Here is a 22,478-nt window from a genome sequence, read left to right as displayed (position 1 = left end):
ATGCCTCGACTACCTCCGCCCCGGCGACGTAGGCTTGGCGCCGTCGCCGGTTGCAGACGCCCTCGGTGGTTCACGGGCGCACGGGGCCGCCGGCCAGAACAATTCCCTGATGATTGAAGGAGACCTGAATCGATGTTCACGAAAAAGGGTGACGCAGCCGTTCTCAGCAAACTCAGCGAGGCTCCCGCACGATACCGGGAGATTGGAGAACGCCTACACCGCATCATCCGGGAGAGCGCGCCCTCGCTGGAGCCGATCGTCCGCTGGGGACTCCCGTTCTATGTGAAGGACGGCAAGGACATCTGCTACATCAAACCGGATAAGGACTTCATCGCGTTCGGCTTTGGCGAAGTTGTGAACCCGGCACGCGAGGAGGGCGCCCACATGCACCCGGTCGCGTGGACCATCACCTCCATGGATGCTGCGACGGAGGCCAGGATCCGCGCGCTCGTCGAGAAGGCGGTTGCCTGACACGGGTCGGTCCGCACAGTGGGGGCCTGCCGTGTTCAGCGCGAGCAGGCACCGGCGGTTGACCCTCATTCCAAGCCCCTTTCCGGCCGGCATCGGGCCTTCACGAACACATTGGCTGCGGCCAGACCGCGGGATGCAACGCGATCGAAACGGACAGCAATAGTCGGGCGTGCGCTCAGGTTGACGAGCAGGATTGATGCTGGAAGGGGAAACCGTGATCGAAGTTCTCAACAGGATCGTCGGACTCATCGAGGACCACCTCACTGAGGAGATCGACATCACCGGGCTGACGAGCAGTCTCGGCACGACGGAGTACCACCTCCGCCGGATGTTCGCGTCGCTGGCTGGAATGCCGTTGTCCGAGTACGTCCGGCGACGACGCATGGCGGTCGCCGCGGCCGACGTCCTGGGCGGCGGCGACCTGTTGGGAATTGCGGTCCGCTACGGCTACGGATCCACTGAGGCATTCAGCCGAGCATTCCGATCGGTGCATGGCGCCAGCCCCGGAGATGTGCGCCGAAACGGCGGCCCCCTTCGCACCCAACCGCAGCTCAGGTTCCGCCTGACCATCGAAGGGAACACCACAATGGACACGCGCATCGCAGATCAACCGGCGTTCCGGCTCGTCGGCCATTCGGCCCGCGTTCCGCTCATCCACCACGGCGTCAATCCACACATCCAGGCGCACATCGCTTCGCTGCCCGCAGCCAAGCACGCCCGCCTCAAGGGCTTGGGCAACACCGAGCCGGCGGGGCTGCTCCAGGTGACTGCGGACGTAGACCCTGACTACACGGAGGGCAGCGAGCTGACCTACCTCCATGGCGTCGCCGTCAGCGAAACGACGCCAGTGCCCGAGGATCTCAACGCGATCGAGGTTCCCGCCGGTACCTGGGCGGTGTTCCGCACCGCGGGCCCGTACCCGGCAGCCCTGCAGTCCACGTGGGCAGCGACGGCCGCCGACTGGTTTCCCTCCAACCCTTGGCGGTTGAGGCCCGGGCCCTCAATCGTGGCCGTACTCGACCGCGCAGCCGACTTCAGCACGGCCACCTGCGAGTTGTGGCTCCCGGTTGAACGCGCCTAGCCAGTGCCGCGAATTAGGCCCCGGCCACAGCACCGGCCAAGGACGAAATCACCTCTAGCGGTTTAGACAGGACGGCCTCAACCACATAAGGAAACCGGTCCTGACGATCAGACGTCAGCGAATTACGCTCACTCCCTGCGGGTCGAACCCCTTGGCCTCAGCTTGGCCCTTGCCAGGCTCGGCCCTGAGGCGCTTCCCGTTTCGAGCAGTTTTTGCAGCATTTCCAGCAGTGCGTCGGCGCATCCTGCCGGGTTGAGTTCGAACGCCGTAATGGCCGGCCTGCTAGATCGTGTGTGCTCGGAGTCGGAGGCCGCGGCAATCATGGATTGCCCCGGGATGTTCACCCCGGCGGCCAGGAACTCCTGCTGCACACCTGCGGCATGCCGCCCCGTCAAGCACAGCACAGCGTCCGGGAGTCCGTCTGCCAGGATCCTGGTTCCTGCTTGGCGCCCACCATCGACGCCGGACTGCTCGGGCTGCTCATAGATCCGCGGCGCCACTTCGTGGCGCCCGCACCAGGACAGGTACTCCTGAACGAAGTCGTGGTTCCAGGAATTCCGGTCAGTGCCCGGGACCAGGACCACCTCCCGGGCCCCAGCCGCCTCGAAGTGGGCCAGGAGTTGGCGTGCCGCCAGAGGATCATCTTCAGAAGCCCAGTGTGTGAATTCCGGCCGTGCCAGGATCCTGCCGTAGCACACATAGGGAATATTCCGTATTTCCAGCAGCGCGGCCACCGGATCGTCCTCATGAGGGCTCATGATGATGTACCCATCCATCGAGAAGGCCAGTGGCGGGACGGGGCGGCGGAGGAGATCCGGCACCAGGGTAATGCTGAGTCCCTTGGACAGGGCCCTGGCAGCAACAATCCCGGCAAAGCGCTCAAACAGGTCAACACCCGCCGGGGTGTAGTCCCCCAATGCATCGAGCGAACGGAGCACCAGGCCGATGGCTCCGATACTGCCCTGGCGCATGCCGCGCGCGAAGGCATCAGCCTGGTACCCGAGCTCGTCCGCTGCCGCCTTTACCCGGGCCCGCGTCGCCTCGCTGATCGTCCCTTTCCCGTTGAGGGAGTGGGACACGGCCGTGACCGACACGCCGGCGCGCCGCGCCACGTCCCTAATAGTGATGCCCTCGCCCCGCGCCATGCCACCCCTTACTCTCCGGCGTGCTGCCTCGCCTGCGGCAACGCCCGTGCTGAACCCGTCAAAAACCCCACCAAAAATAATGATTGCATAAAACGTTTTACTTCCCTACCGTGATCTGCATCCCAGCAAACGTCACCACGAAGGACGCACCATGAAGCTTTTTACCGCAACGTCGATCACCCGGGATCCGGCCGCGCGTGGCCGCGAACTCGGCCTGGAGTTCGGTGAACAGTTTGCTCGGACCGCCGCGCTGTACCTGCGGCATTTCGAGGACCTGAGCATCCCTTCGGGAACGGTCCGGCGCATTGCCGAAAACAGCCATGCATCACTCGCCGCCTGGGCTCCCGGTCTGGCAGCGGAAACCGGGGCTATCGCCGAGGCCGCCCACATCGAGGTGTGGAAGGTCGGCGCCGTCAGCGCACGCACCGAAATTCTTGCCGCCGCGCCGCCACGCACCGAGGGCGAATGCTCCACCGCCGTTTTCACCGGCAAGGGATGCACCGCAGAAACCATGCAGACCTGGGACTGGCACGACTTTCTGGTCCCTGGCGCTCTCCTGCTCGATTTCGTCTCTGACGCCGGCCGCAGGGTCAAGATGTTCACTGAATTCGGCACCGCCGCGAAGATCGGCGTCAACGACGCCGGGATAGGCCTCCACTTCAACATCCTGGCCCACACCACCGACTCAGACCGGGGAGGCGTCCCGGTACACGCCATCGCCCGCCGCATCCTGGATGAGGCCACAAGCCTGGAGGAAGCCGGGAAGATCGCGGCCGGCTCGGCCGGCAGCGCCTCCACCTCCCTCACCGTTCTTGAGATGCACGACGGCGTCTCCCGCGCCGCCAGCTTTGAACTCTCCCCGGCCGGGATGGGCACCGTCCTCCCAGACGAGGACGGCTGGCTCCTGCACACCAACCACTTCCTGGACCCCGAGTTGGGCAGGGGCGACACCATGCCCGCCGACTCCACCACAGCCGAGCGCTACCAGCACCTCAACGCTGTCCGGGACACCATGACCGGCCTCACTCCCGTCGATCGCGTCCGTGCCGCCTGCGGCAGTGACGGCGGAAAGGCCGCGATCTGCATGACGGCTGACACCACCAAGCCGCTCATCGACCAATGGCAAACCCTGCTGACCGTCGGCATCGACGCAGAGAACTTCGCGCTGGATTTCTACACCGGCCCTCCCGACGAAGCCGCCAGGTACGGCCTGGACCGCTTCTGACTCCCTCCCACCTCTCCCCCAAAGGATGACCCCCATGTCCCAAACACAGTCCTCCCCGGTGTCACCGTCGACACCGCAGAGTGCAAAAGGCCTTGGCGCCCAGGCCACCACTGCAGTCCGCACTTTCTTCATTTCCGGTTTCGGCACCGCACTGGAGTTCTATGACTTCATCGTTTATGGACTCGCCGCCGCGCTGGTGTTCCCCACCCTTTTCTTCCCCGCAACGGACCGGCTCACGGGAACCCTGATGGCCTTCGCCGCCTTCGGCGCCGGGTTCATCGTGCGTCCGCTGGGGGGCATCGTGGTGGGGCACTTCGGAGACCGCCTCGGCCGGAAGTCCATGCTCGTCATGACCCTCTTGCTCATGGGCACCAGCACCTTCCTCATCGGGTGCCTCCCCACGTACGACAACCTGGGACTGTTCGCCCCCGTCCTGCTCGTGGCCTTGCGCCTGGTGCAGGGCTTCGCGGCAGGCGGTGAATGGGGCGGCGCAGCCCTGTTCGGCATTGAGAACTCCCCCCAGAACCGCCGCGGCCTGTGGGGCAGCTTCACCAGTACCGGCATTGGCATCGGCAGCCTGTTCGGCACTGGCGTCTTCACGGTGATGACACTCCTGCCCGAATCCGAACTTCTTGCCTGGGCATGGCGTGTCCCGTTCTGGCTGGGCGGACTGCTGGTTCTGGTCGGCATCATCGCCCGCACCCGCAGGGCCTTCTTCTTCCTGTTCTTCGGCATGGTGGACAGCCAGGTTATTTTCCTCGCCACCGTGGCCTTTATCCTGGTCAACCTGTTCATGGCCATGCCGCAGGGCTGCATCCCCGCCTTCCTGGGTGAACAGTTCTCCAAGGAAAGCCGCTACTCCTCCATCTCGGCCACGTACCAGACGGGTGCCGCGCTGGGCGGCGGCACGGCAGCAAGCATCGCCACAGCACTGTTCATCGCATTCAACCGTGGTTCGCTCGGCATCGCCCTCTACTCCGGCCTGGCATGCCTGGTGCTTGTCCTGTGCGTCCTGGGTCTAAAGGAAACCTCCAAGGTCCCCACCACGGAACTCGGCGAGGAACCGTAAGACCTCAGATCGTCAGAAAATGACCTGCATAGCCCGTTCCCACGCTGTCATGCCCTAAAATGAATGACATTCATTTAGTGGTTCGCGTCACGTAGGCGGCCACAAAGAAAGGACATCATGCTGAATCTTGACCCGAAGGACGTCGCGAAGCGAATAAAACCCGCCCCAGCCCCACGCGCCGCCACCGCCGTGGCGGCCAGCCACATGCCGGCCGAATGGGAGGCACACCACCGGACGTGGATGGCCTTCCCGCCGCCCAACGAAACCTTCGGTCCGGCCGGAAGCCCCACGCTGGACAGGGCCCGCGAAGCCTGGTCCAGGGTGGCCCGGACGATCGCCCGCTACGAACCCGTCACCGTGGTGGCGGACCCCCGGGACGCCACCACGGCCAGGGAATGGCTCGGCGAGGGCATCCGTGTGGTGCAGGTTCCGCTTGACGACGCCTGGATGCGGGACAGCGGCCCCACGTTCACCCGGCACCAGGACGGCTCGGTGGCCGCCATCGACTGGGTCTTTAACGGCTGGGGCGCCCAGGAGTGGGCAGTCTGGTCCAAAGACAAGGACGTGGCCTGCGCCGTTGCCGCCGAAGCCGGCGTCCCGGTCCGGTCCAGCTCCCTGGTCAACGAGGGCGGTGGAATCCATGTGGACGGGAACGGAACCGTGCTGCTGACCGAGACGGTGCAGCTGGATCCCACGCGCAACCCTGGCGCAACCAAGGAGTCGGTAGAAGCGGAGATCCATAACGCGCTGGGCACCACGAAAGCCATCTGGCTGCCACGGGGCCTCACCCGTGACTACGACGAATTCGGCACCCGCGGACACGTGGACATCGTCGCCACCTTCGCCGGCCCCGGCACGGTCCTGCTGCACCGCCAGGACGACCCGGCTCATCCGGATTACGAGATCTGCAGGGAGCTTCACGCCGTCCTCGCCGGGGAGTTGGACGCGCATGACCGGCCTCTGCGCATCATTGCGGTACCCGCACCCACCGTCCTAAGAGACGATGAAGGGTTCGTGGACTGGTCCTACATCAACCATTACGTGGCCAACAACGTGGTCGTGCTGTGCGCCTTCGACGACCCCAACGATGCCATCGCTGCGGGGATCCTCGAACGTGCCTATCCGGGCCGAACGGTGGAGCTTGTCGACGCGCGGGACATCTTCGCCTTTGGCGGCGGCATCCACTGCATCACCCAGCAGCAACCCGAGCCCGCAGCGGAAGGCGGCGCACAATGAGCCTCTCGCATCCCCTCAATTCGTCCCACCAAGGCTTGCCCACCACCGGATTCGACGTGGTGGAAGCCACCATCAAGCAGCTGCGCCGGGCGCTGGAGGCAGGCAGGGCGACCAGCGAGGAACTGGTCCGCCAGTACCTGCAGCGGATAGAGACCTATGACAGCTCCGGCATCCGCCTGAATGCGCTGGTGGTAATGAACCCCGATGCCTTGGCAGAAGCGAGGGCCTCGGATGAACGCCGCGCGCAGGGATCGACACTGGGCCCACTGGACGGCATCCCCTACACCGCGAAAAACAGCTACCAGGTCCGCGGACTGACGGTCGCTGCAGGCTCGCCCGCCTTCAAAGACCTCGTGGCGCAGAAAGACGCCTTCACCATCGAACGGCTGCGGGCTGGAGGGGCCATCCTGATCGGCCTGACGAACATGCCGCCGATGGCCAACGGCGGCATGCAGCGCGGTGTCTACGGCCGGGCTGAAAGCCCCTACAACGCAGACTACCTCACGGCCGCATTCGCTTCGGGGTCCTCCAACGGTTCAGGCACGGCGACGGCAGCAAGCTTCGCGGCGTTCGGGCTGGCGGAGGAGACCTGGTCCTCGGGCCGGGCGCCGGCGTCGAACAATGCGCTCTGCGCCTACACCCCGTCACGGGGCGTTATCTCCGTCCGGGGCAACTGGCCGCTGGTTCCCACGATGGACGTGGTGGTTCCCCATACCCGGACGATGGATGACCTCCTGGAAGTACTCGACGTGGTGGTGGCAGACGACGGCGAAACCCGCGGGGACTTCTGGCGCGTCCAGCCCTGGGTGGAGATCCCGAAGGCCTCGGAGGTCCGGCCCGCCTCGTACCTGGACCTCGCCGTCGCCGACAAAACCGGTGCAACCCGCGTCCTGGCCGGCAAACGCCTCGGCGTCCCCCGGATGTACATCAACGCGGATCCCGACGCCGGTACCGTGGAGAAACCCGGCATCGGCGGGCCCACCGGCAAGCGCATTGAAACCCGCGCATCCATCATCAACCTGTGGAAGGCCGCCCGGCGCGACCTGGAAGCCGCCGGCGCAGACGTCGTCGAGGTCGATTTCCCTGTGGTGTCCAATTACGAAGGAGACCGGCCCGGCGCGCCCACCATAGCCACCAGGGGTTTGGTTCCGAGTGCGTACCTTCGCCGGGAAATCGTCGACCTGGCGGCCTGGTCATGGAACGACTTCCTGGACGCGAACGGGGATCCGAATCTCTGCCGGCTCGCCGACGTGGACGGGGATGCAATCTTCCCCGCACCGGACGGGTCGATCCCGGACCGGTACGACGGCTTCGAGGATGACATCAGCGACTACCCTGCCTGGATCCGGCAGAACGGGGTTCCCTCCCTCCCCGACATTCCGCACCTGGCCGCAGGGCTGAAGGGGCTGGAGGAAACGCGCAGGGTGGATCTCGAAGAGTGGATGGACCGCCTGGGCCTCGATGCTGTGATCTTCCCGGCAGCGGCAGACGTGGGACCGGCCGACGCCGACCGCAACGAACGCTCCGCGGACCTGGCCTGGGGCAACGGCGTCTGGGTGGCCAACGGAAACCTTGTCCCAAGGCACCTGGGAATTCCTACCGTCACAGTCCCCATGGGCACCGCAGCGGACATCGGAATGCCGGTGGGACTGACCATCGCCGGCAAGGCCTACGCAGACACACACTTGTTGCGCCTCGCCGCGGCGTTCGAAGCCACAGGCAGCCGCCGCATCCCGCCGCCCCGCACAACTTCCCGGCAAGGGAAGTACCAAACCCCAAGCCCGCGGAAAAGCACGGGGCAATCAACCGCATGAAATTGATGCGATGAAGGCCGACAGGGCCCGTCATCGGATCACCCCACCAGCTAACAGGGTCAGGTCCACAGCGCTGTGCGGCCGAACCCTGCCCGAAAGGAACAGCGTTGTCCCAGCCCAATCAGACTGATGCAGTCAGTCCCCAAGAACCCCTGTCCCACGCCGAGAGCAGAGGCATCGAACTCATCGGCGCGGCCGAACGGCATGGACGGGCCCGTGACCTTTTTGCCGTGTGGGCAGCCCCCAGCGTCAGCGTGCTCAGCTTCGCCGTGGGAGCGTCCATGATCCTGCTTGGCATGGAACTGTGGCAAGCGTTCCTCGTGATTATCGCCAGCGGCATTCCCTGGCTCCTGACGGGCCTCGTGGCCATTAGCGGTCCCGCCGCCGGGACTTCCGGATCGGTTATTACCCGCGCAGTTTACGGAGTCCGCGGGAACAGGGTCGTCGTCGCTTTCTATGGCTGGTTCATCTCCTCCGTGTTCCTGGCACTGAATTGGCTCGCATCCTCGTTCATGGCGGCAGAACTGCTCGCGCAGCTTGGCTTCACTGATCCAGTGCTCGGACCTGTGCTCGTCACCATTGTTGTAGCCGCAATCACCGTGCTCGTGGCGGTGTTCGGCCACGGTCTGATCCTTCGCAGCTACCCCATGGTGGCCGTGATTCTGCTGGCCATCTTCCTGCTCGTCACGGCGTTCATCCTGCCCCACGTCAATTGGAACTATGCACCCGCGGAATCTCTGCAGGGTGTCCCGTTGTGGTCTTCGATGACTGTCGGATTCGCTATCCTCGCCTCCTCTCCGCTGTCCTTTTCTAACAGCCCGGACATGGCCCGATACCTGCCGCGCTCAACCAAGCCCTCCCACATCATCGCTGCCACGGCACTCGGCGGAATACTGCCGAGCACCTTCTTCACCGCGGTGGGCGCCCTGCTGGCCACTGGCGTTGACGCAGCCGCCATGGATCTAGGCATCGAATCGGCGCTCCTCGCCCTGCTCCCGGCCTGGCTCGGACCCATCTTCGTGGCTGGCGTCATCATCAACACCATCTCACTCAACGGCATGACCACGTACACCGCCAGCATGGCCTTCCAGTCCATCGGCATCCCGATCCGACGCATCCCGGCAGCGGTAGTGGTCGGCGCCATCGGCACCACACTGACCATCTACCTGGTGATGTCCACCAGCCTGCTGGAAGCGGTCAACCTGATGCTGCAGCTGCTGATCCTTATCTCCGGACCCACCATGGCCATCTTCGCCACCGACGTCATCATCCGACGCAACCGCTACAGCGGGGAGGACCTCTTCAACGAACGGCCCGGCAGCCCCTTCTGGTACACCAGCGGATGGCACCTCCCCGGCCTGCTCGCCGTGATCCTCGGCGGAGGCACGGCATCACTATTCCTCACCAGCAGCCTGTACACCGGCCCCATCGCCGCGGCCATGGGCGGGATCGATCTCTCGGTGCCGGTCTCCCTATTTGTCACCGCAGCGGCATACGCCCTGTGGACGCGCTTCACCCGGCCCCGGGTAAATCCGAAAGTCGCCGACAGGGAGACTGCAAACGCCTGATAGACACCGCCGGTACCAGTCCACCCTCGAACCCGATAACAAGCTGCCAACAAACAGGGTCTATGCCCTGGACGAGGCAGACGACGCAGTAACAGAAAGCAGGACATCAGCACGTGAGCACCCAGTTGTACACGAACGCCCGCATTTTCACCTCGGACACCCGCCGTTGGGCCGAGGCCATGCTTGTCCAAGGCGAACGAATCCTTTATGTGGGTGACGCCGACACAGCACAGCGCCTTCGTCCGGATGCCGAGAGAATCGACTTGGCGGGCCGACTGGTCGTGCCCGGTTTCGTGGACGGCCACGCCCACGTGCTCGGCACCGGCGAAGCCTTGGGCCAGGTCAGCCTATGGGGCGCCAAGTCCGTCGAAGAGATCCAGCAGCGAATCACGGCATGGGACACCGAGCGCCCTGCCGCTGCCCGGGTCCTGGCCACGGGTTGGTTGCACGGAGCAATCCCGGGCAGTGTCCCCGACGCCGGAATGCTCGATGCCGCAGTTCCCGGGAAGCCCGTCTACGCCTTCGCATACGACTTTCACTCTGTGTGGGTGAACACGGCCGCTCTTGCAGAACTGGGAATCACGGCTGACACTCAGAACCCGCTCGGCGGCACCATCAAACGCAATGCTGCCGGGCACGCCACAGGCTATATCGACGAGAACGCCTTCTACGACATCGTGCTTCCCTTCCTGGATTCCCAAGTTAGCGAGAACGAACACGGGGCCAGCATCGCCGCCGTCCAACGCGCCTACCGCGAGACCGGCGTGACCACCGCATGCGACATGGGATTCAACGAGACCGACCTTGAATCATTCAAGCGGGCAGACAAGGACGGAAGCCTCACCAGCCGGCTCATTGCCTACTGGCGCGTGAACAACACCGGCTCCGCCGAAGACAACATCGCCCAGGTTCAGCGGGCGGCCGAACTTGCCGCCGAGCACCCTTCGCCCTTCCTGCGCGTGGTCGGCATCAAGGTGATCATCGACGGCACGATCGACGGCTGCACCGCGACCCTCGGGAGTCCCTACGCCGACGGGTCCAACGCAGCCCCGATCTGGAGCCTCGAGGAGCTCGCACCAGTAGTCGCAGCTGCCGATGCCGCCGGGTTGAAAGTCGCGATGCACGCCATCGGAGACGAATCAGTGCGGATCGCGATCGGCGCCGTCGAACACGCGGTGGCTCAGAATGGCCCACGCGAACGCCGTCACCGGATCGAGCACCTCGAGCTCGTGGACAGGGCCGACGTCGATCGCCTCGCTTCACTCGGTATCACCGCGAGCATGCAGCCGGTCCACGCCGACCCTGCCATCAGTGCGAATTGGCGGGCAAAGCTCGACGACGACCGCGTCGAGCGCGGGTTCCCGTGGCCATGGATGACGGACGCTGGCGCGCGCCTCGCTTTCGGCACCGACTCCCCCACGTCGCCCCATGCGCCGCTGCCCAATATGTACGTCGCCGCCACCCGCGCCTCCGCCCTCGACCCAACCGCAGCGGCCAATGTCCCGGACTTTGCGCTACCACTTGCCCACGCCATCGAACACGCCACCCGTGACTCGGCCTGGACGTGTGGCGCGGAGCACGAGATCGGCCGCCTCGCCGCCGGCCTCTACGCCGACTTCGTGGTCCTCGACACTGATGTTCTCGCGGCCGCAAGCCCAACCGCGCTCCTCGGCACGGAAGTCCTGCGCACAGTCGTCGGCGGCCGGACTGTTTACGACGGACGGCACGCCGAGCGGGAAACCTCACCGCACTGATTCACCGTAACCCTTGCAGCATCTAGCGTGAGGAGCGTCCGGCCTCCCCGAAGGCGGACAGGATGATCGGAAGGCCGGCCTGGGCCAACGAATCCGCAACAGCCTTGCCAACACCGGTGGCGGAGAGCACCGCACCGAAGAACGCGCCGGCACCGACCACCAGCAGGATCATACTCAGGGGGCCGACGCCTTGATGCTGGGCCCGAAACCGGCCGGTTGATGATGTGGAAGGACTGGCCGGATTCCCGAGCTGAGTGATCTTTGCGTTGGAGGAGGCAGGGCCAGGTTGAGCCGGGTTTGCCTGGTTTTCCCTCTGGACAGGTGTCGCCAGGCGCCAAGCCCTCGGGCGCGCCGGGCGACGCCGTGTCTGAGGTTCACCGCGTGGCTGGACCTGTCGGCGCTGCGCCGTAGAGGTCCCCGATGATTGCCTTGGCGATGGTCGACGCCGGATCCCGTCCGTCCGGTGACGGTGCAAGGTTGGTCCACACTACCAAGGTCACATTGTTCTGCGGATCTCTGCCCATGAAGGTGTTGTAGCCGGGGAGTTCGCCGGTGTGTCCGTAGAGCGGGCCGAACTGGGCCAGCGCCATGCCATACCGCGCGGCGCCCGGGTTGTCCGGGTCGATCGGCGCAAGGCTGTCCATGCGCTTCTTTTGTAGGTCCGGGTTGAGCAGCTTGCCATCGGTGAGGCCCTCGGCCAACGTCATGAGGTCGCCCGCCGTGGAGACTCCCTGCCCGGCGGCCCACGTCCAGGAAGGGTTGGCGTTTGTGTAGTCATGCGGTTTCAATGAGCCGTCCTGCGCCTTGGCGATCAAGTCCGCGGGAAGCTTGGCCGTGGACAGGGTGAGAAGGTTGTCCATGTACATGTAGCCGCGGGAGAAAGGCTTGGGAAGGCCGGAAGACTCCGCCGCCGGAAACGACGTTTGTTTCAGGCCCAGTGGTTCCAGGATCCGGTCACGCACGATCTGGCCGAAGCCCTTGCCATCCAGTTTCTCGGCTATGAGCCCCAGCAGAACCGTGTTGGTGTTCGAATAGTGAAAGCCTTCGCCGGGGCCGAAGTATGCGGGCAGCGGCAGGGCGATCGCCACGAGTTGCTCAGGCGTCCAGACCCGTTGCGGCGTGGTGTCGAGGGCCTTGTTCAGCTCGTACGACTCCGAGTAGTTGTAGATTCCGCTACGCATGGTCAGGAGTTGTTCGATGGTGATGTTGTCGCCGTTCGGTACGTCAGAGCGGTACTTCGAAACGGGATCCTCAAGCTTGAGTTTGCCTTCCTGCACGAGCTGCAGGATGACGGTCCCAGTCCACGTCTTGGTGACGGAGCCGATGCGGATGTGGTCATCGAGTGAGACAGATGTTGACCCGCCTGCGCTCGTCACGCCGTAGGTGAGGCTGACGTCGCCTTGCGTGGTGCGGAGCATCATGGCCGCTCCCGGTACGAGCAGCTCCTTGGCGAGAGTCCGGAAAGTGTCCTGGACCTTGGCTTTGTCCAGTCCGCCGAGAGTCGCCGATCCTGTCTTTCCTCCCGCCGTCGTGCCGGTAGTTGAAGGGGCCACCGATGGCGGTGCAGTGGACGACGCGGGGGCCTGCGTTGGCGTGGACGTGCACCCGGAGATCGCCAACGCAGTTGCGGTTGCGATGCCGAGTGCGAGGAGGCGGGAGGGAAAATGCCAATTGTGGTTGTGCCTGCTACTGGTCACGGTGGACTCCCCGGCGACGCTGATAATTGCGCTCAACCTACTCCAGCGGCGTCGCGAGATCCACCCCTTTCCCGTACCTAATGACATGAGGTGTCGGACGCCATCACGGGCGACCACGTACGGCCCGCTGCCTCTGCATTTGGCAGCACTTTGGTGCCCGCCCACGCCGGAGCAACCAGTGAATTGGAAACGACAAACTTAGGCACCCGGTTGAGCGTGCCGCCGATCTCGTCGGACTGGTGCGGCCCGTAGGCCGCGGAAATGTCGTAGGTCTTCCGCCCGAGGAGCAGGGCGTCGATGCGGCCAATCTCCTCGCCGATGGCAGCGCCAGCCTCGTCATCGGACACGGGCGCCTGCCAGCTAATCGCTGTACACAGCCAGCGTCCGTGACAGACTGATGCCATGCTGCTCGACGTGCTCGTGAGGACCTTGGAAGCCGTAGCGGCCACCCGCTCCCGGCTCGCCAAGGTCAACGAACTTGCAGACCTGCTGCTCCGGCTCGACCCCGCGGACATCCCGACGGCGGTCGGCCTGCTCACCGCTAAGCCTCGCCAGGGCCGAGTCGGGATCGGCTGGAGCGGCATGAGGGCGGCCAAGGGCGGACCCGCTCCTGAGCCGAATCTCACCATTGCCCACCTCGACGCTGCGTTGGACAGGCTGCAGGCAACCGCAGGCACTGGCTCGACCGTGGAACGCGCCGCCACCCTTCGGACCCTGATGGCGGAAGCCACCGAACGCGAGCAGGCCTTCATCGCCGGCGTGCTGCTCGGAGAACTTCGTGCCGGTGCACTCGAAGGCGTACTGACGGATGCAATCGCCCGCGCCGCCGGCCGGCCGGTCGAGGCTGTACGCCGCGCAGCCATGCTCTCCGGCGATCTCGGCTGGGCCGCCCTGCTGGCGATCACGGGCACGGCGGCCCAGCTTGACGCTGTCGGCCTCGTCGTCGGACGTCCCGTGCAGCCCATGCTGGCCGCAACCGCGGCCAGTGCCAGCGAGGCGCTGGAGGCGACGGGGGAAGCGTCGGTGGAATACAAGCTCGACGGCGCACGTATCCAGGTTCACCGTGCCGGCGACGACGTGCGCATCTACACTCGCACCCTGGCCGAAGTGACCCATCGGCTGCCTGAGGTTGTGGAGGTGGTGCGCGGACTGCCCGTGCGCGATGTGATCCTCGACGGCGAGACACTAGCCCTGGACGAGGACGGCGGCCCCCGGCCGTTCCAGGAGACCATGTCAAGGTTCGGAACGAACGCGGCGCGCACGACGCTGCTGCATCCGTGGTTTTTCGACGTGCTGCACATCGACGGGCGCGACCTGCTGGACGAGCCGCTGTCCACACGCATCGGCGTGCTTGAGCGCATTGCCCCGGGTCACCGCATCCCGGGGAAAATCACTGCGGATGCGGCTGTTGCCGAGAGCGTGTCGCGCGATGCGCTGGCCGCCGGTCATGAGGGTGTGGTCGTGAAGGCGGTGGGCTCGGCCTACGCCGCCGGGCGGCGGGGTTCGAACTGGATCAAGGTGAAGCCGGTGCTCACCTACGACCTGGTGGTGCTCGCCTGCGAATGGGGGTCAGGACGGCGCACCGGACTGCTGTCGAACCTGCACCTCGGAGCCCTGGACCCTGTTGGCGAGTTCGGCGAGGCCGGCGGCTACGTCATGGTGGGCAAGACTTTCAAGGGCCTTACCGATGCGCTGCTGCAATGGCAGACTGAAAGGTTCCAGGAGCTGGAGGTGCGGCGTACTGCGGGTACGGTGTGGACCGAGCCGGTCACCGTGGTCGAGATCGCCATCGACGGCGTCCAACACTCTCCCCGCTATCCGGGTGGAATCGCCCTTCGGTTCGCACGCGTGAAGCGTTACCGTGACGACAAGACGGCCGCAGAGGCCGACACCATCCAGACGTTGCGCGCTCTGCTCCATACCCCAGGGGGCAGAAACGTGTCGCCCGCGCCGACGGAACCAGATTTGGGAAGAGACATCCCACTCCCGAAAAATTGATGGTTTAGCGTTGTCCGTGCAGGCGCGTGCACGAGCTTCCGATCCGAGCAGCGGCGACGGTCCTGATGAGCCGACGATCCTCACGTGCCGAGCACTCCGGGCAACCTCCTCAACGAGAAACCGCCAACCGACAGCCCCCGGCCCGAAACGGAACGGGGTATGGAACCGCGCGCGTGTGGCAGGTTGGGTTGCCGCGTTCAATACCTGGGAATCGAGTACTACAGTGGATGCATGGCTGCCAGCCGCCATCCGCTCGACGACCTGCGCGAAACCATCGTCCATCTGGCCGATCAGCTCAAGCTGCCCGTTTCGGAGCGCGTCGACGACCTGGTCGGCGATCTCATCGGTGCGAGGCCCGGGCCGGCCCGGCCGCTGTCCGAGGTGCAGGCCGAGCTCGACGCTCTGGTCGGACTGGAGACCGTGAAGGAACAGGTGAGGGCGCTCGTCGCACTGCTCCAGGTGCAGGCCCGCCGTAAGGCGCACGGCCTGCCGGAGGTAGCCACATCACAGCATCTGGTGTTCCTCGGAAACCCGGGCACGGGCAAGACCACCGTGGCGCGGCTCCTGGCCGAAATGTACCGCGCGGTCGGTCTGCTGCAAAAAGGCCACCTGGTCGAGGTCGACCGTTCGGGCCTGGTGGGGCAGTACGTCGGCGCGACCGCCATCAAGACGGACCGGGTGATCCGGCGTGCGCTGGACGGCGTCCTTTTCATCGACGAAGCCTACGCGCTGGCCCCGGAGGACGGCCGGATGGACTTCGGCCCCGAGGCGATCGAGGTCCTGCTCAAGCGGATGGAGGACCACCGCCACCGCCTGGTCGTGATCGTGGCCGGGTACCCGAGGCTGATGGAATCCTTCTTGCTCTCCAACCCCGGACTGCGCTCCCGGTTCGCCCGCGAGATCACGTTCCCCGACTACTCCGTCGACGCACTCCAGACGATCTTCCACCAGATGCTGGCCCAGCACGAGTACACGCTGGAGCCGGGCGCGGACCAGATGCTGCGCCGCATCCTCACCGGGCTTCACGCGGGCGAGGACTCCGGCAACGCACGGTTCGCCCGCACGCTGTTCGAGCAGACGCTCAACCGTCAGGCGCTGCGGCTGTCGCTCGACGAGGAACAAAGTCTCGACGCGCTCGATCGTGAGGCCGTCATGACGCTCACCGCGGACGACATCGTCGAGGCCGCGCTGGCATTGGGTGAGGAGCCGGAGCCTGAGCCGGAACCGGAACCGACGCCGGAACCGGAGCGGTCACGCTGGTGGCGCTGGCTGGTCTGACCGGATCTGCGGCGGCTGCCAGGCGAACGCCCGTCCCGCCTCGAACGGGGAAAAGCACAACTGTTCCACTGCCGTGCGCGGTTTCACCAAGCCCAGGCGGCGTAGCGGCCCTCGGGGCGCACAGCCCCGGCATCCCCGCCGCGGATCAGCATGACCCGAAGCGCAGCGGCACGGTTTTCAAAGCCGCATTCACCGGGCTTTGACTCCCGTCGCAGCTCGCCCCCTGGTCCTACTGCGTCTTCTGGAAGGCCCCATGCACCCATGTGACGCAGTTCATGGAAAACAGTTGACAAGCTTGTACAAGCTTTTCCATACTTGGGGGGAAGGGTTTCAACGAAGCAACTGGAGGACTGATGGCGGCAAAACTCACGGACGTCGCAAAGCTCGCGGGCGTCTCGCTCGCCACCGCGTCACGGGCGTTCGGCGACCCCGGCCGGCTCGCCGCCGAGACGCGGCAGAAGGTCATGGATGCCGCCGCCCAGCTCGGGTACGACGTCCCCGGCCTCACTGGCAGCCGGACCTTCGGCGTTGTGGTGCCGGACATCTCCAACGCGGTGTTCGCTGCGCTCATCAAGGCCATCCAGGACCAGGCCTGGCACGGCCGGCACCGGATGGTGCTCGCTGACACCGGCGAGTCCTCCGCCCGGGAGCGCGACCACCTCGCGGCCTTCGCCACCGGTGTGGACGGTATCATCCTCTGCTCCCCGCGGCTCCCTTCGGAGCAGATCCACAACCTGGCCGGCAACGCGCCGCTCGTCGTGATCAACGGTGAGGCCGACCATGCGGCCCGCGTACTGATGGAGGCCGGTGAGGGGATCCGGCAGGCCGTTGAGCACCTGCATGCCCTCGGCCACCGCAAGCTCGCCTACATCCCCGGCCCGGCCTCCTCCTGGGCCAACGGCCAGCGTCTTGCCGCCATCACCCGCCTCTGCGACGACTGGGGCATTGAACTGGTCACCGTGGGCAACCAGAACGCCACGGTCGACGGCGGCCTAGCCGCCGCCGCGTCGGTGGTCGCCAGCGGCGCCACCGCCGTCATCGCCTACAACGACCTCGTGGCTATCGGCATGCTCGCCGGAGCCCGGACACTCGGCTACCACTGCCCCGAGGACATCAGCGTGGTGGGCATCGACGACCTCGACATCGCCGCCGCTGCCGAACCAGGACTCACGTCCGTCCGGGTTCCCATCGGCCGCAGCGGCTCCCTCGCCCTCGAACTCCTCCTTGAACAAATTTCCGGCAAGCCGACGGCCACCGAAGCCGTCCACCTCAACTCGCAGCTCATCGTGCGCGGCTCCACGTTCGCGGCCCGCACCGCCGACCAGACCCTCCAGGGAAAGTAACCATGAGAATCGTCATCGCAGACTCCAACCTGATGCCCCAGCGCGCCACCTTCGAGGCGGCACTGCCGGAAGGCACCGTCACGTCCTGGCACGACAGCTGGAACGAACACTCAGTCCTGACCGACCTCAAGGACGCCGACGTCTACGTGGGCCCGAAGTTCACCGCCGCCATGGGCGCCGAGGCACGGAACCTGAGGCTGGTTCACGTGGCGGGCGCAGGCTACGACGGCATCGACGCCGCCGCCCTGCCCGCCGGGACGGTCTGCGCCAACACCTTCCACCATGAGGGCTCCATCGCCGAGCACATCGCCACCGTGCTCGTGGCGCTGCGCCGCAACCTGCTGGGCCAGGACGCAGCCCTCAGAACCGGTGTCTGGTCCTCCTCGGTCTACTCCCCCGACATCCGCCAGCCCGAGACGCTGCGCGGCGCGGTGGTAACGTTCCTCGGCTTCGGCCACATCGGCAGCGCCGCCTGGAAGCTGCTGCAGGCCTTCGGCGCGGAGGGCATCGCCATCACCCGCAGCGGCTCCGTCAACGCGCAGGAGAACTCGCTGCGCTGGACCGGCGCCACAGACCGCCTGGGGGAGGCCCTCAGCGAATCCGATGTGTTGGTGGTCAGCATCCCGCTCGACGCCGGAACCACCTCCCTGATCGGTGCGGCCGAACTGGACGACCTCGGCCCCGAAGGGCAGATCGTCAACGTTGCCCGCGGACCCGTCGTCGACGAAGCCGCACTTTACGAGGCCCTGAAGGAGCGCCGGATCGCCGGCGCCGCCGTCGACGTCTGGTACCAGTACCCGGGCACCGACGGGCGTGGCGAACCCTCTGCCCTGCCGTTCGGCCGGCTCGACAACGTCATCATGACCCCGCACTCCTCCGGCGTCACCGCCGAGACCTTCCGCGGCCGTGCCCGCGAAATTGCCGAAAACATCACCCGACTGTCAGCGAACCAGCCCCTGAAGAATGTAGTGATTTCCCGATGACCCGAAAAATCGTTGACGTCGACGTCCTCGTCACCAGCCCTAGCCGCAACTTCGTCACCCTGAAGATCACCACCGACGACGGCATCGTCGGCTGGGGCGACGCCACCCTCAACGGCCGCGAACTGTCCGTTGCCAGCTACCTCCGCGACCACCTCGCGCCCGCCCTGCTCGGCCGGGACGCGGACCGGATCGAAGACACCTGGCAGTACTTCTACCGCGGTGCCTACTGGCGGCGAGGGCCGGTAACCATGGCCGCGATCGGTGCCGTCGACCTGGCGCTGTGGGACATCAAGGGCAAGGCCCTGGACGTTCCCGTCTACCAGCTCCTCGGCGGCGCGGCCCGGGACAAGATCCTGACCTACACCCACGCCACCGGCTGGGACGTTCCCGAGCTCCTCGATTCCGTGGACCGCCGCCGCGAACAGGGCTTCCGCGCCGTCCGCGCCCAGTCCGGGGTTCCCGGCCTGGACAAGGTCTATGGCGTCACGAAGGGTGCCGCCAGCTACGAACCGGCCGGCCGCGGCGCCGGACCGGTCGAAGAGGACTGGGACACCTCCGCCTACCTCCGCCACGCCCCGAAGGTCCTGGCCGCAGTCCGCGAACACGTGGGTCCGGAACTGAAGCTCCTGCACGACGTCCACCACCGGCTCAACCCCACAGAAGCCGCCCGCCTGGCCAGGTCACTGGAGGATGTGGACCTGTTCTGGCTTGAAGACGTCACCCCGGCGGAAAACCAGCGGCTGCTGCGCACCCTGCGCCAGCAGACCACTATCCCCTTGGCCATCGGCGAAGTCTTCAACACCGTCTGGGACTGCGAGCAGCTCATCACCGAACGCCTCATCGACTTCATCCGCACCGCCGTCGTCCACGCCGGAGGCATCTCCCACGTCCGCAAGATCCTCGCCCTCGCCGAGGTCTACCAGATCAAAGGCGCCCCGCACGGTCCCTCCGACGTGTCCCCCATCAACCTCTCGGCCTCGCTGCACCTTGGCCTGGCCACCACCAATTTCGCCATCCAGGAATACATGGGCTACGACCCCCTCGTGTCCGAGGTCTTCCGCTCCAGCTTCCGCTTCGAAGACGGCTACCTCCACCCCGGCGACGAACCTGGCCTCGGCGTGCACGTGGACGAGCAGGCCGCCGCCCGGTTCCCGTACAAGCAGGCCTACCTGCCCATCGCCCGCGAGCTCGACGGCTCCATGAAGGACTGGTGACCATGACGTCTTCATCAACCCCCGGACTGTCCGCCGCCATCGCCGGGATCCTGCGGCGGCCGGCAGTACCGGCCCCCGGGATCGTGCACCTGGGCTTCGGCAACTTCCACCGCGCCCACCAGGCCGTCTACACCGACGCCGCCGTCACTGCCCACGGCGGCGACTGGGGCATCATCGGCGTCGCCAGCCGCTCCACCGCCATCCCGGACGCCATGCACGCCCAGGACATGCTCTACACCGTGGTGGAAGTATCCCCCGCGGGCTCAAAGTTCTCACTTCCCCGGGTCCACACCGACGCCTTCACCGCCGCCGCCAACCCGGACCGGGTGATCACGGCCATCGGCGACGCCGGCACCCGGATCGTGTCCCTGACCGTCACCGAAAACGGCTACAACTACACCCCCGCCACCGGCTCGCTGAACCTCCAGGACCCCGCCATCCAGCATGACCTCGCCAACCCCGGAACGCCGCGGACACCGATCGGACAGATCGTCCGCGGCCTGCAGCACCGGTCCCGGACCCACGCGGAACCCGTCACCATCCTCAGCTGCGACAACCTCGCCGACAACGGCCACCACACGCAGCGGCTGGTCCGCGAATTCGCCTCCCGGCTCCCGCCCGCCGAAGCCGGCGAGGCCCTAGCCTTCATCGACACCCGCACCAGCTTCCCCTCGTCCATGGTGGACCGGATCGTGCCGGCCACCACAGACCACTACCGCAGCCTGGTCGCATCCGAGCGCGGCTACAGCGACCGGATCCCCGTACCCGCAGAACCGTTCACCATGTGGATCGTGGAGGATAACTTCATCGCCGGACGCCCCACCTGGGAGGACGGTGGCGCGGTGTTCTCCGACGAAGTTGCCGGCTACGAGCAGCTGAAGGTCCGCCTGCTCAACGGCACCCACTCCCTCATCGCCTACCTCGGAGCCCTTACCGGAGCCGTCACCATCCCCGACTCCGTCTCGCACCCGGCCATCGAACTGGCCGCCCGGTCCGTACTGCAGAACGAGTATCTGCCCAGTGTCTCGGTGCCGTCGGGCGTGGACGTGGACGCCTACGAGGAACAGCTCTTCTCCCGCTGGCGCAACACGGCCCTGGGCCACCGCACCAGCCAGGTGGGCTCGGACGGGTCCGTCAAACTCCGTCAGCGGATCCCGCTACCGGCTTTGCAGATGCTCGACGACGGCCGGACGCCACAGCTGCTGGCGCTCACCACCGCCGCGTATCTGGCATGCATCGCCCCGCTGCCCGGGTTCGACCCCGGCCCCCAGGCCCACGCCATGGAGGACCCGGCACGCGGGCTGCTGGCCGGGCTGGCGGCAGGCTCCCGCTCGGGCCAGGACTTCGCCCGCAAGGTCCTCGGCGACCACCACCTCCTTGGCCAGGAACTGGCCGAACGCGACGAGTTCATCCTGCGCACCGGCGAATTCATTGACATCATCCACTCAGCAGGACCCCTGGCTGCCGTCGCCGAAGCCAGCACCGCCGCGTCCCTCACTTCAGCCCCGTCCCTCCAAACCACACGGAGCACGCGATGACCACCCAAACCATTCCCGCAACAAACACCGCCGGGCTTCCCACCGGAACCCAGGCCGCCGTGCTGCACGGCGCCCGCGACCTGCGCATCGAGCACAAGCCGCTGCGCGCCCTCGGCCGGAATGACCTGCTGGTCGAAATGCGCTCCGGCGGGATCTGCGGCTCGGACATGCACTACTTCGCCGACGGCCGGAACGGCACCAACCTGCTGCGCCAGCCCACCGTCCTCGGACACGAGGGGGCTGGCGTCGTCATCGCCGCCGGACCGCAGGCCACCACCGCCGCGGGCACCGCCGTCGTCATTGAACCGGCCCTGCCCTGCCGGGAATGCCCGACGTGCCTGTCCGGGCGCTACAACCTCTGCCCTGCCGGAACCTGCTTCGGTTCCCCGCCCACCAACGGGCTGTTCGCCCGCCACGTGGTGGTGCCCGAGGCTGCCGTCCACCGACTGCCGGACACCATCCCGGCGGAAATCGGGGCAGCGATCGAACCCCTCGCCGTCGCCGTCTGGGCCGTGGAACGGGCGCAGGTCCGCAAGGGCCACCGCGTGCTGATCACCGGCGCCGGACCCATCGGCCTGCTCGTCGCCCAGGTCGCAGCAGCCCAGGGCACCGCCGAGATCGTGGTGACGGACGTGAACGACGACCGCCTCGCCGTCGCCGCGAAGTTCGGCGCCACCCGCACCATCAACACCGCAACCACGCCGCTGGACCTGACGGGCATGGACCGGCTCATCGAATGCTCCGGCAATACCCGGGCCCTGGCGGACGGCCTCCAGACCTTGGCGCCGGCAGCCCGCGCCACCGTCGTCGGCCAGGCCAAAGCCACGGTGGACGGTATCCCGCTCGGGTTCCTCCAGCGTTACGAGATCGACCTCGTCACTGCCTTCCGCTACGCAAACGCATTCCCGGCGGCGATCGACCTCGCCTCCTCCGGCGTCGTGGACCTGCCGTCCATCATCACCAGCACGTTCCCGCTCGAAGACGCCGCCGCCGCACTCACCGCACCGGTGACCGACCCCACCAACCTCAAAGTACTCATTACCTACCCCCCAACCGCCCCCTAG

General features: G+C 66.3%; 19 protein-coding genes. 15 read left to right on the top strand and 4 right to left on the bottom strand.

The window, feature by feature from the left end:
* Nucleotides 1–132: 132 nt before the first annotated feature.
* Both ARGLB_RS05750 and ARGLB_RS05745 read left to right on the top strand, forming a co-directional pair.
* Entirely contained in the window at nt 133–471 is a 339-nt protein-coding gene (locus ARGLB_RS05750) for a DUF1801 domain-containing protein (protein WP_003799981.1), read from the top strand.
* 196 nt (nt 472–667) lie between these two features.
* The gene (locus ARGLB_RS05745; RefSeq protein ID WP_003799979.1) at nt 668–1,552 is read left to right on the top strand and encodes an AraC family transcriptional regulator; all 885 of its coding nucleotides are present in this window, start codon (nt 668–670) and stop codon (nt 1,550–1,552) included.
* A 128-nt stretch (nt 1,553–1,680) separates the two neighbouring features.
* On the opposite strand, the gene ARGLB_RS05740 is transcribed toward ARGLB_RS05745, so the two are convergent.
* A complete protein-coding gene (locus tag ARGLB_RS05740; protein ID WP_003799978.1) occupies nt 1,681–2,697 on the bottom strand; it encodes a LacI family DNA-binding transcriptional regulator in 1,017 nt (338 codons plus the stop codon).
* A 151-nt stretch (nt 2,698–2,848) separates the two neighbouring features.
* Here ARGLB_RS05740 and ARGLB_RS05735 point away from each other — a divergent pair, with 151 nt between their 5' ends.
* The 6 genes from ARGLB_RS05735 (at nt 2,849) to ARGLB_RS05710 (ending at nt 11,363) form a co-directional block, all read left to right on the top strand.
* A complete protein-coding gene (locus tag ARGLB_RS05735) occupies nt 2,849–3,922 on the top strand; it encodes a C45 family autoproteolytic acyltransferase/hydrolase (protein WP_003799975.1) in 1,074 nt (357 codons plus the stop codon).
* Nucleotides 3,923–3,956: 34 nt separating this feature from the next.
* The gene (locus ARGLB_RS05730; RefSeq protein ID WP_003799973.1) at nt 3,957–4,991 is read left to right on the top strand and encodes an MFS transporter; all 1,035 of its coding nucleotides are present in this window, start codon (nt 3,957–3,959) and stop codon (nt 4,989–4,991) included.
* A gap of 117 nt (nt 4,992–5,108) precedes the next feature.
* Nucleotides 5,109–6,227: an agmatine deiminase family protein gene (locus tag ARGLB_RS05725; RefSeq protein WP_003799969.1), complete on the top strand. Its 1,119-nt coding sequence runs from the start codon at nt 5,109–5,111 to the stop codon at nt 6,225–6,227.
* Nucleotides 6,224–8,041 carry an amidase gene (locus ARGLB_RS05720; protein WP_003799967.1) on the top strand — a complete coding sequence of 606 codons (1,818 nt, stop codon included), beginning with the start codon at nt 6,224–6,226 and terminating at the stop codon, nt 8,039–8,041. Before ARGLB_RS05725 ends, ARGLB_RS05720 begins: the two co-directional genes overlap by 4 nt.
* Nucleotides 8,042–8,148: 107 nt before the next feature.
* Nucleotides 8,149–9,609 (top strand): purine-cytosine permease family protein, encoded by a 1,461-nt coding sequence (locus ARGLB_RS05715; RefSeq protein ID WP_003799965.1) that lies wholly within the window; start codon nt 8,149–8,151, stop codon nt 9,607–9,609.
* Nucleotides 9,610–9,722: 113 nt separating this feature from the next.
* A complete protein-coding gene (locus ARGLB_RS05710; protein WP_003799962.1) occupies nt 9,723–11,363 on the top strand; it encodes an amidohydrolase in 1,641 nt (546 codons plus the stop codon).
* Nucleotides 11,364–11,385: 22 nt separating this feature from the next.
* Here the strand turns inward: ARGLB_RS05710 and ARGLB_RS24275 are convergent, their stop codons facing one another.
* The 3 genes from ARGLB_RS24275 to ARGLB_RS05700 form a co-directional block, all read right to left on the bottom strand.
* Nucleotides 11,386–11,838 carry a GntT/GntP/DsdX family permease gene (locus ARGLB_RS24275; RefSeq protein WP_083839600.1) on the bottom strand — a complete coding sequence of 151 codons (453 nt, stop codon included), beginning with the start codon at nt 11,836–11,838 and terminating at the stop codon, nt 11,386–11,388.
* Entirely contained in the window at nt 11,738–13,060 is a 1,323-nt protein-coding gene (locus ARGLB_RS05705) for a serine hydrolase domain-containing protein (RefSeq protein ID WP_245531484.1), read from the bottom strand. The genes ARGLB_RS24275 and ARGLB_RS05705 overlap by 101 nt, the downstream gene beginning before the upstream one ends.
* A 77-nt stretch (nt 13,061–13,137) precedes the next feature.
* Nucleotides 13,138–13,407 carry a dihydrofolate reductase family protein gene (locus ARGLB_RS05700; protein ID WP_003799957.1) on the bottom strand — a complete coding sequence of 90 codons (270 nt, stop codon included), beginning with the start codon at nt 13,405–13,407 and terminating at the stop codon, nt 13,138–13,140.
* Nucleotides 13,408–13,462: 55 nt separating this feature from the next.
* Between ARGLB_RS05700 and ARGLB_RS05695 the strand changes: the two genes are divergently transcribed.
* The 7 genes from ARGLB_RS05695 (at nt 13,463) to ARGLB_RS05665 (ending at nt 22,478) form a co-directional block, all read left to right on the top strand.
* Entirely contained in the window at nt 13,463–15,058 is a 1,596-nt protein-coding gene (locus ARGLB_RS05695) for an ATP-dependent DNA ligase (protein ID WP_003799955.1), read from the top strand.
* A 231-nt stretch (nt 15,059–15,289) separates the two neighbouring features.
* Nucleotides 15,290–16,336, top strand: a complete 1,047-nt coding sequence (locus ARGLB_RS05690; RefSeq protein ID WP_043418115.1) for an AAA family ATPase — start codon at nt 15,290–15,292, stop codon at nt 16,334–16,336.
* Nucleotides 16,337–16,689: 353 nt separating this feature from the next.
* The gene (locus tag ARGLB_RS05685) at nt 16,690–17,679 is read left to right on the top strand and encodes a LacI family DNA-binding transcriptional regulator (RefSeq protein WP_003799949.1); all 990 of its coding nucleotides are present in this window, start codon (nt 16,690–16,692) and stop codon (nt 17,677–17,679) included.
* Between the two features lie 2 nt (nt 17,680–17,681).
* The gene (locus ARGLB_RS05680; protein ID WP_003799947.1) at nt 17,682–18,662 is read left to right on the top strand and encodes a 2-hydroxyacid dehydrogenase; all 981 of its coding nucleotides are present in this window, start codon (nt 17,682–17,684) and stop codon (nt 18,660–18,662) included.
* Nucleotides 18,659–19,876 (top strand): D-mannonate dehydratase ManD, encoded by a 1,218-nt coding sequence (manD, locus tag ARGLB_RS05675; RefSeq protein WP_003799945.1) that lies wholly within the window; start codon nt 18,659–18,661, stop codon nt 19,874–19,876. The genes ARGLB_RS05680 and manD overlap by 4 nt, the downstream gene beginning before the upstream one ends.
* A gap of 2 nt (nt 19,877–19,878) precedes the next feature.
* Nucleotides 19,879–21,414 carry a mannitol dehydrogenase family protein gene (locus ARGLB_RS05670; protein ID WP_003799942.1) on the top strand — a complete coding sequence of 512 codons (1,536 nt, stop codon included), beginning with the start codon at nt 19,879–19,881 and terminating at the stop codon, nt 21,412–21,414.
* The gene (locus ARGLB_RS05665; protein ID WP_003799940.1) at nt 21,411–22,478 is read left to right on the top strand and encodes an NAD(P)-dependent alcohol dehydrogenase; all 1,068 of its coding nucleotides are present in this window, start codon (nt 21,411–21,413) and stop codon (nt 22,476–22,478) included. The genes ARGLB_RS05670 and ARGLB_RS05665 overlap by 4 nt, the downstream gene beginning before the upstream one ends.

The sequence above is a fragment of the Arthrobacter globiformis NBRC 12137 genome (assembly GCF_000238915.1).
Taxonomy (GTDB): Bacteria; Actinomycetota; Actinomycetes; order Actinomycetales; family Micrococcaceae; genus Arthrobacter; species Arthrobacter globiformis.
Note: the sequence above shows the minus strand (reverse complement) of the source record. Positions and strands in the feature narration are given on the sequence as shown.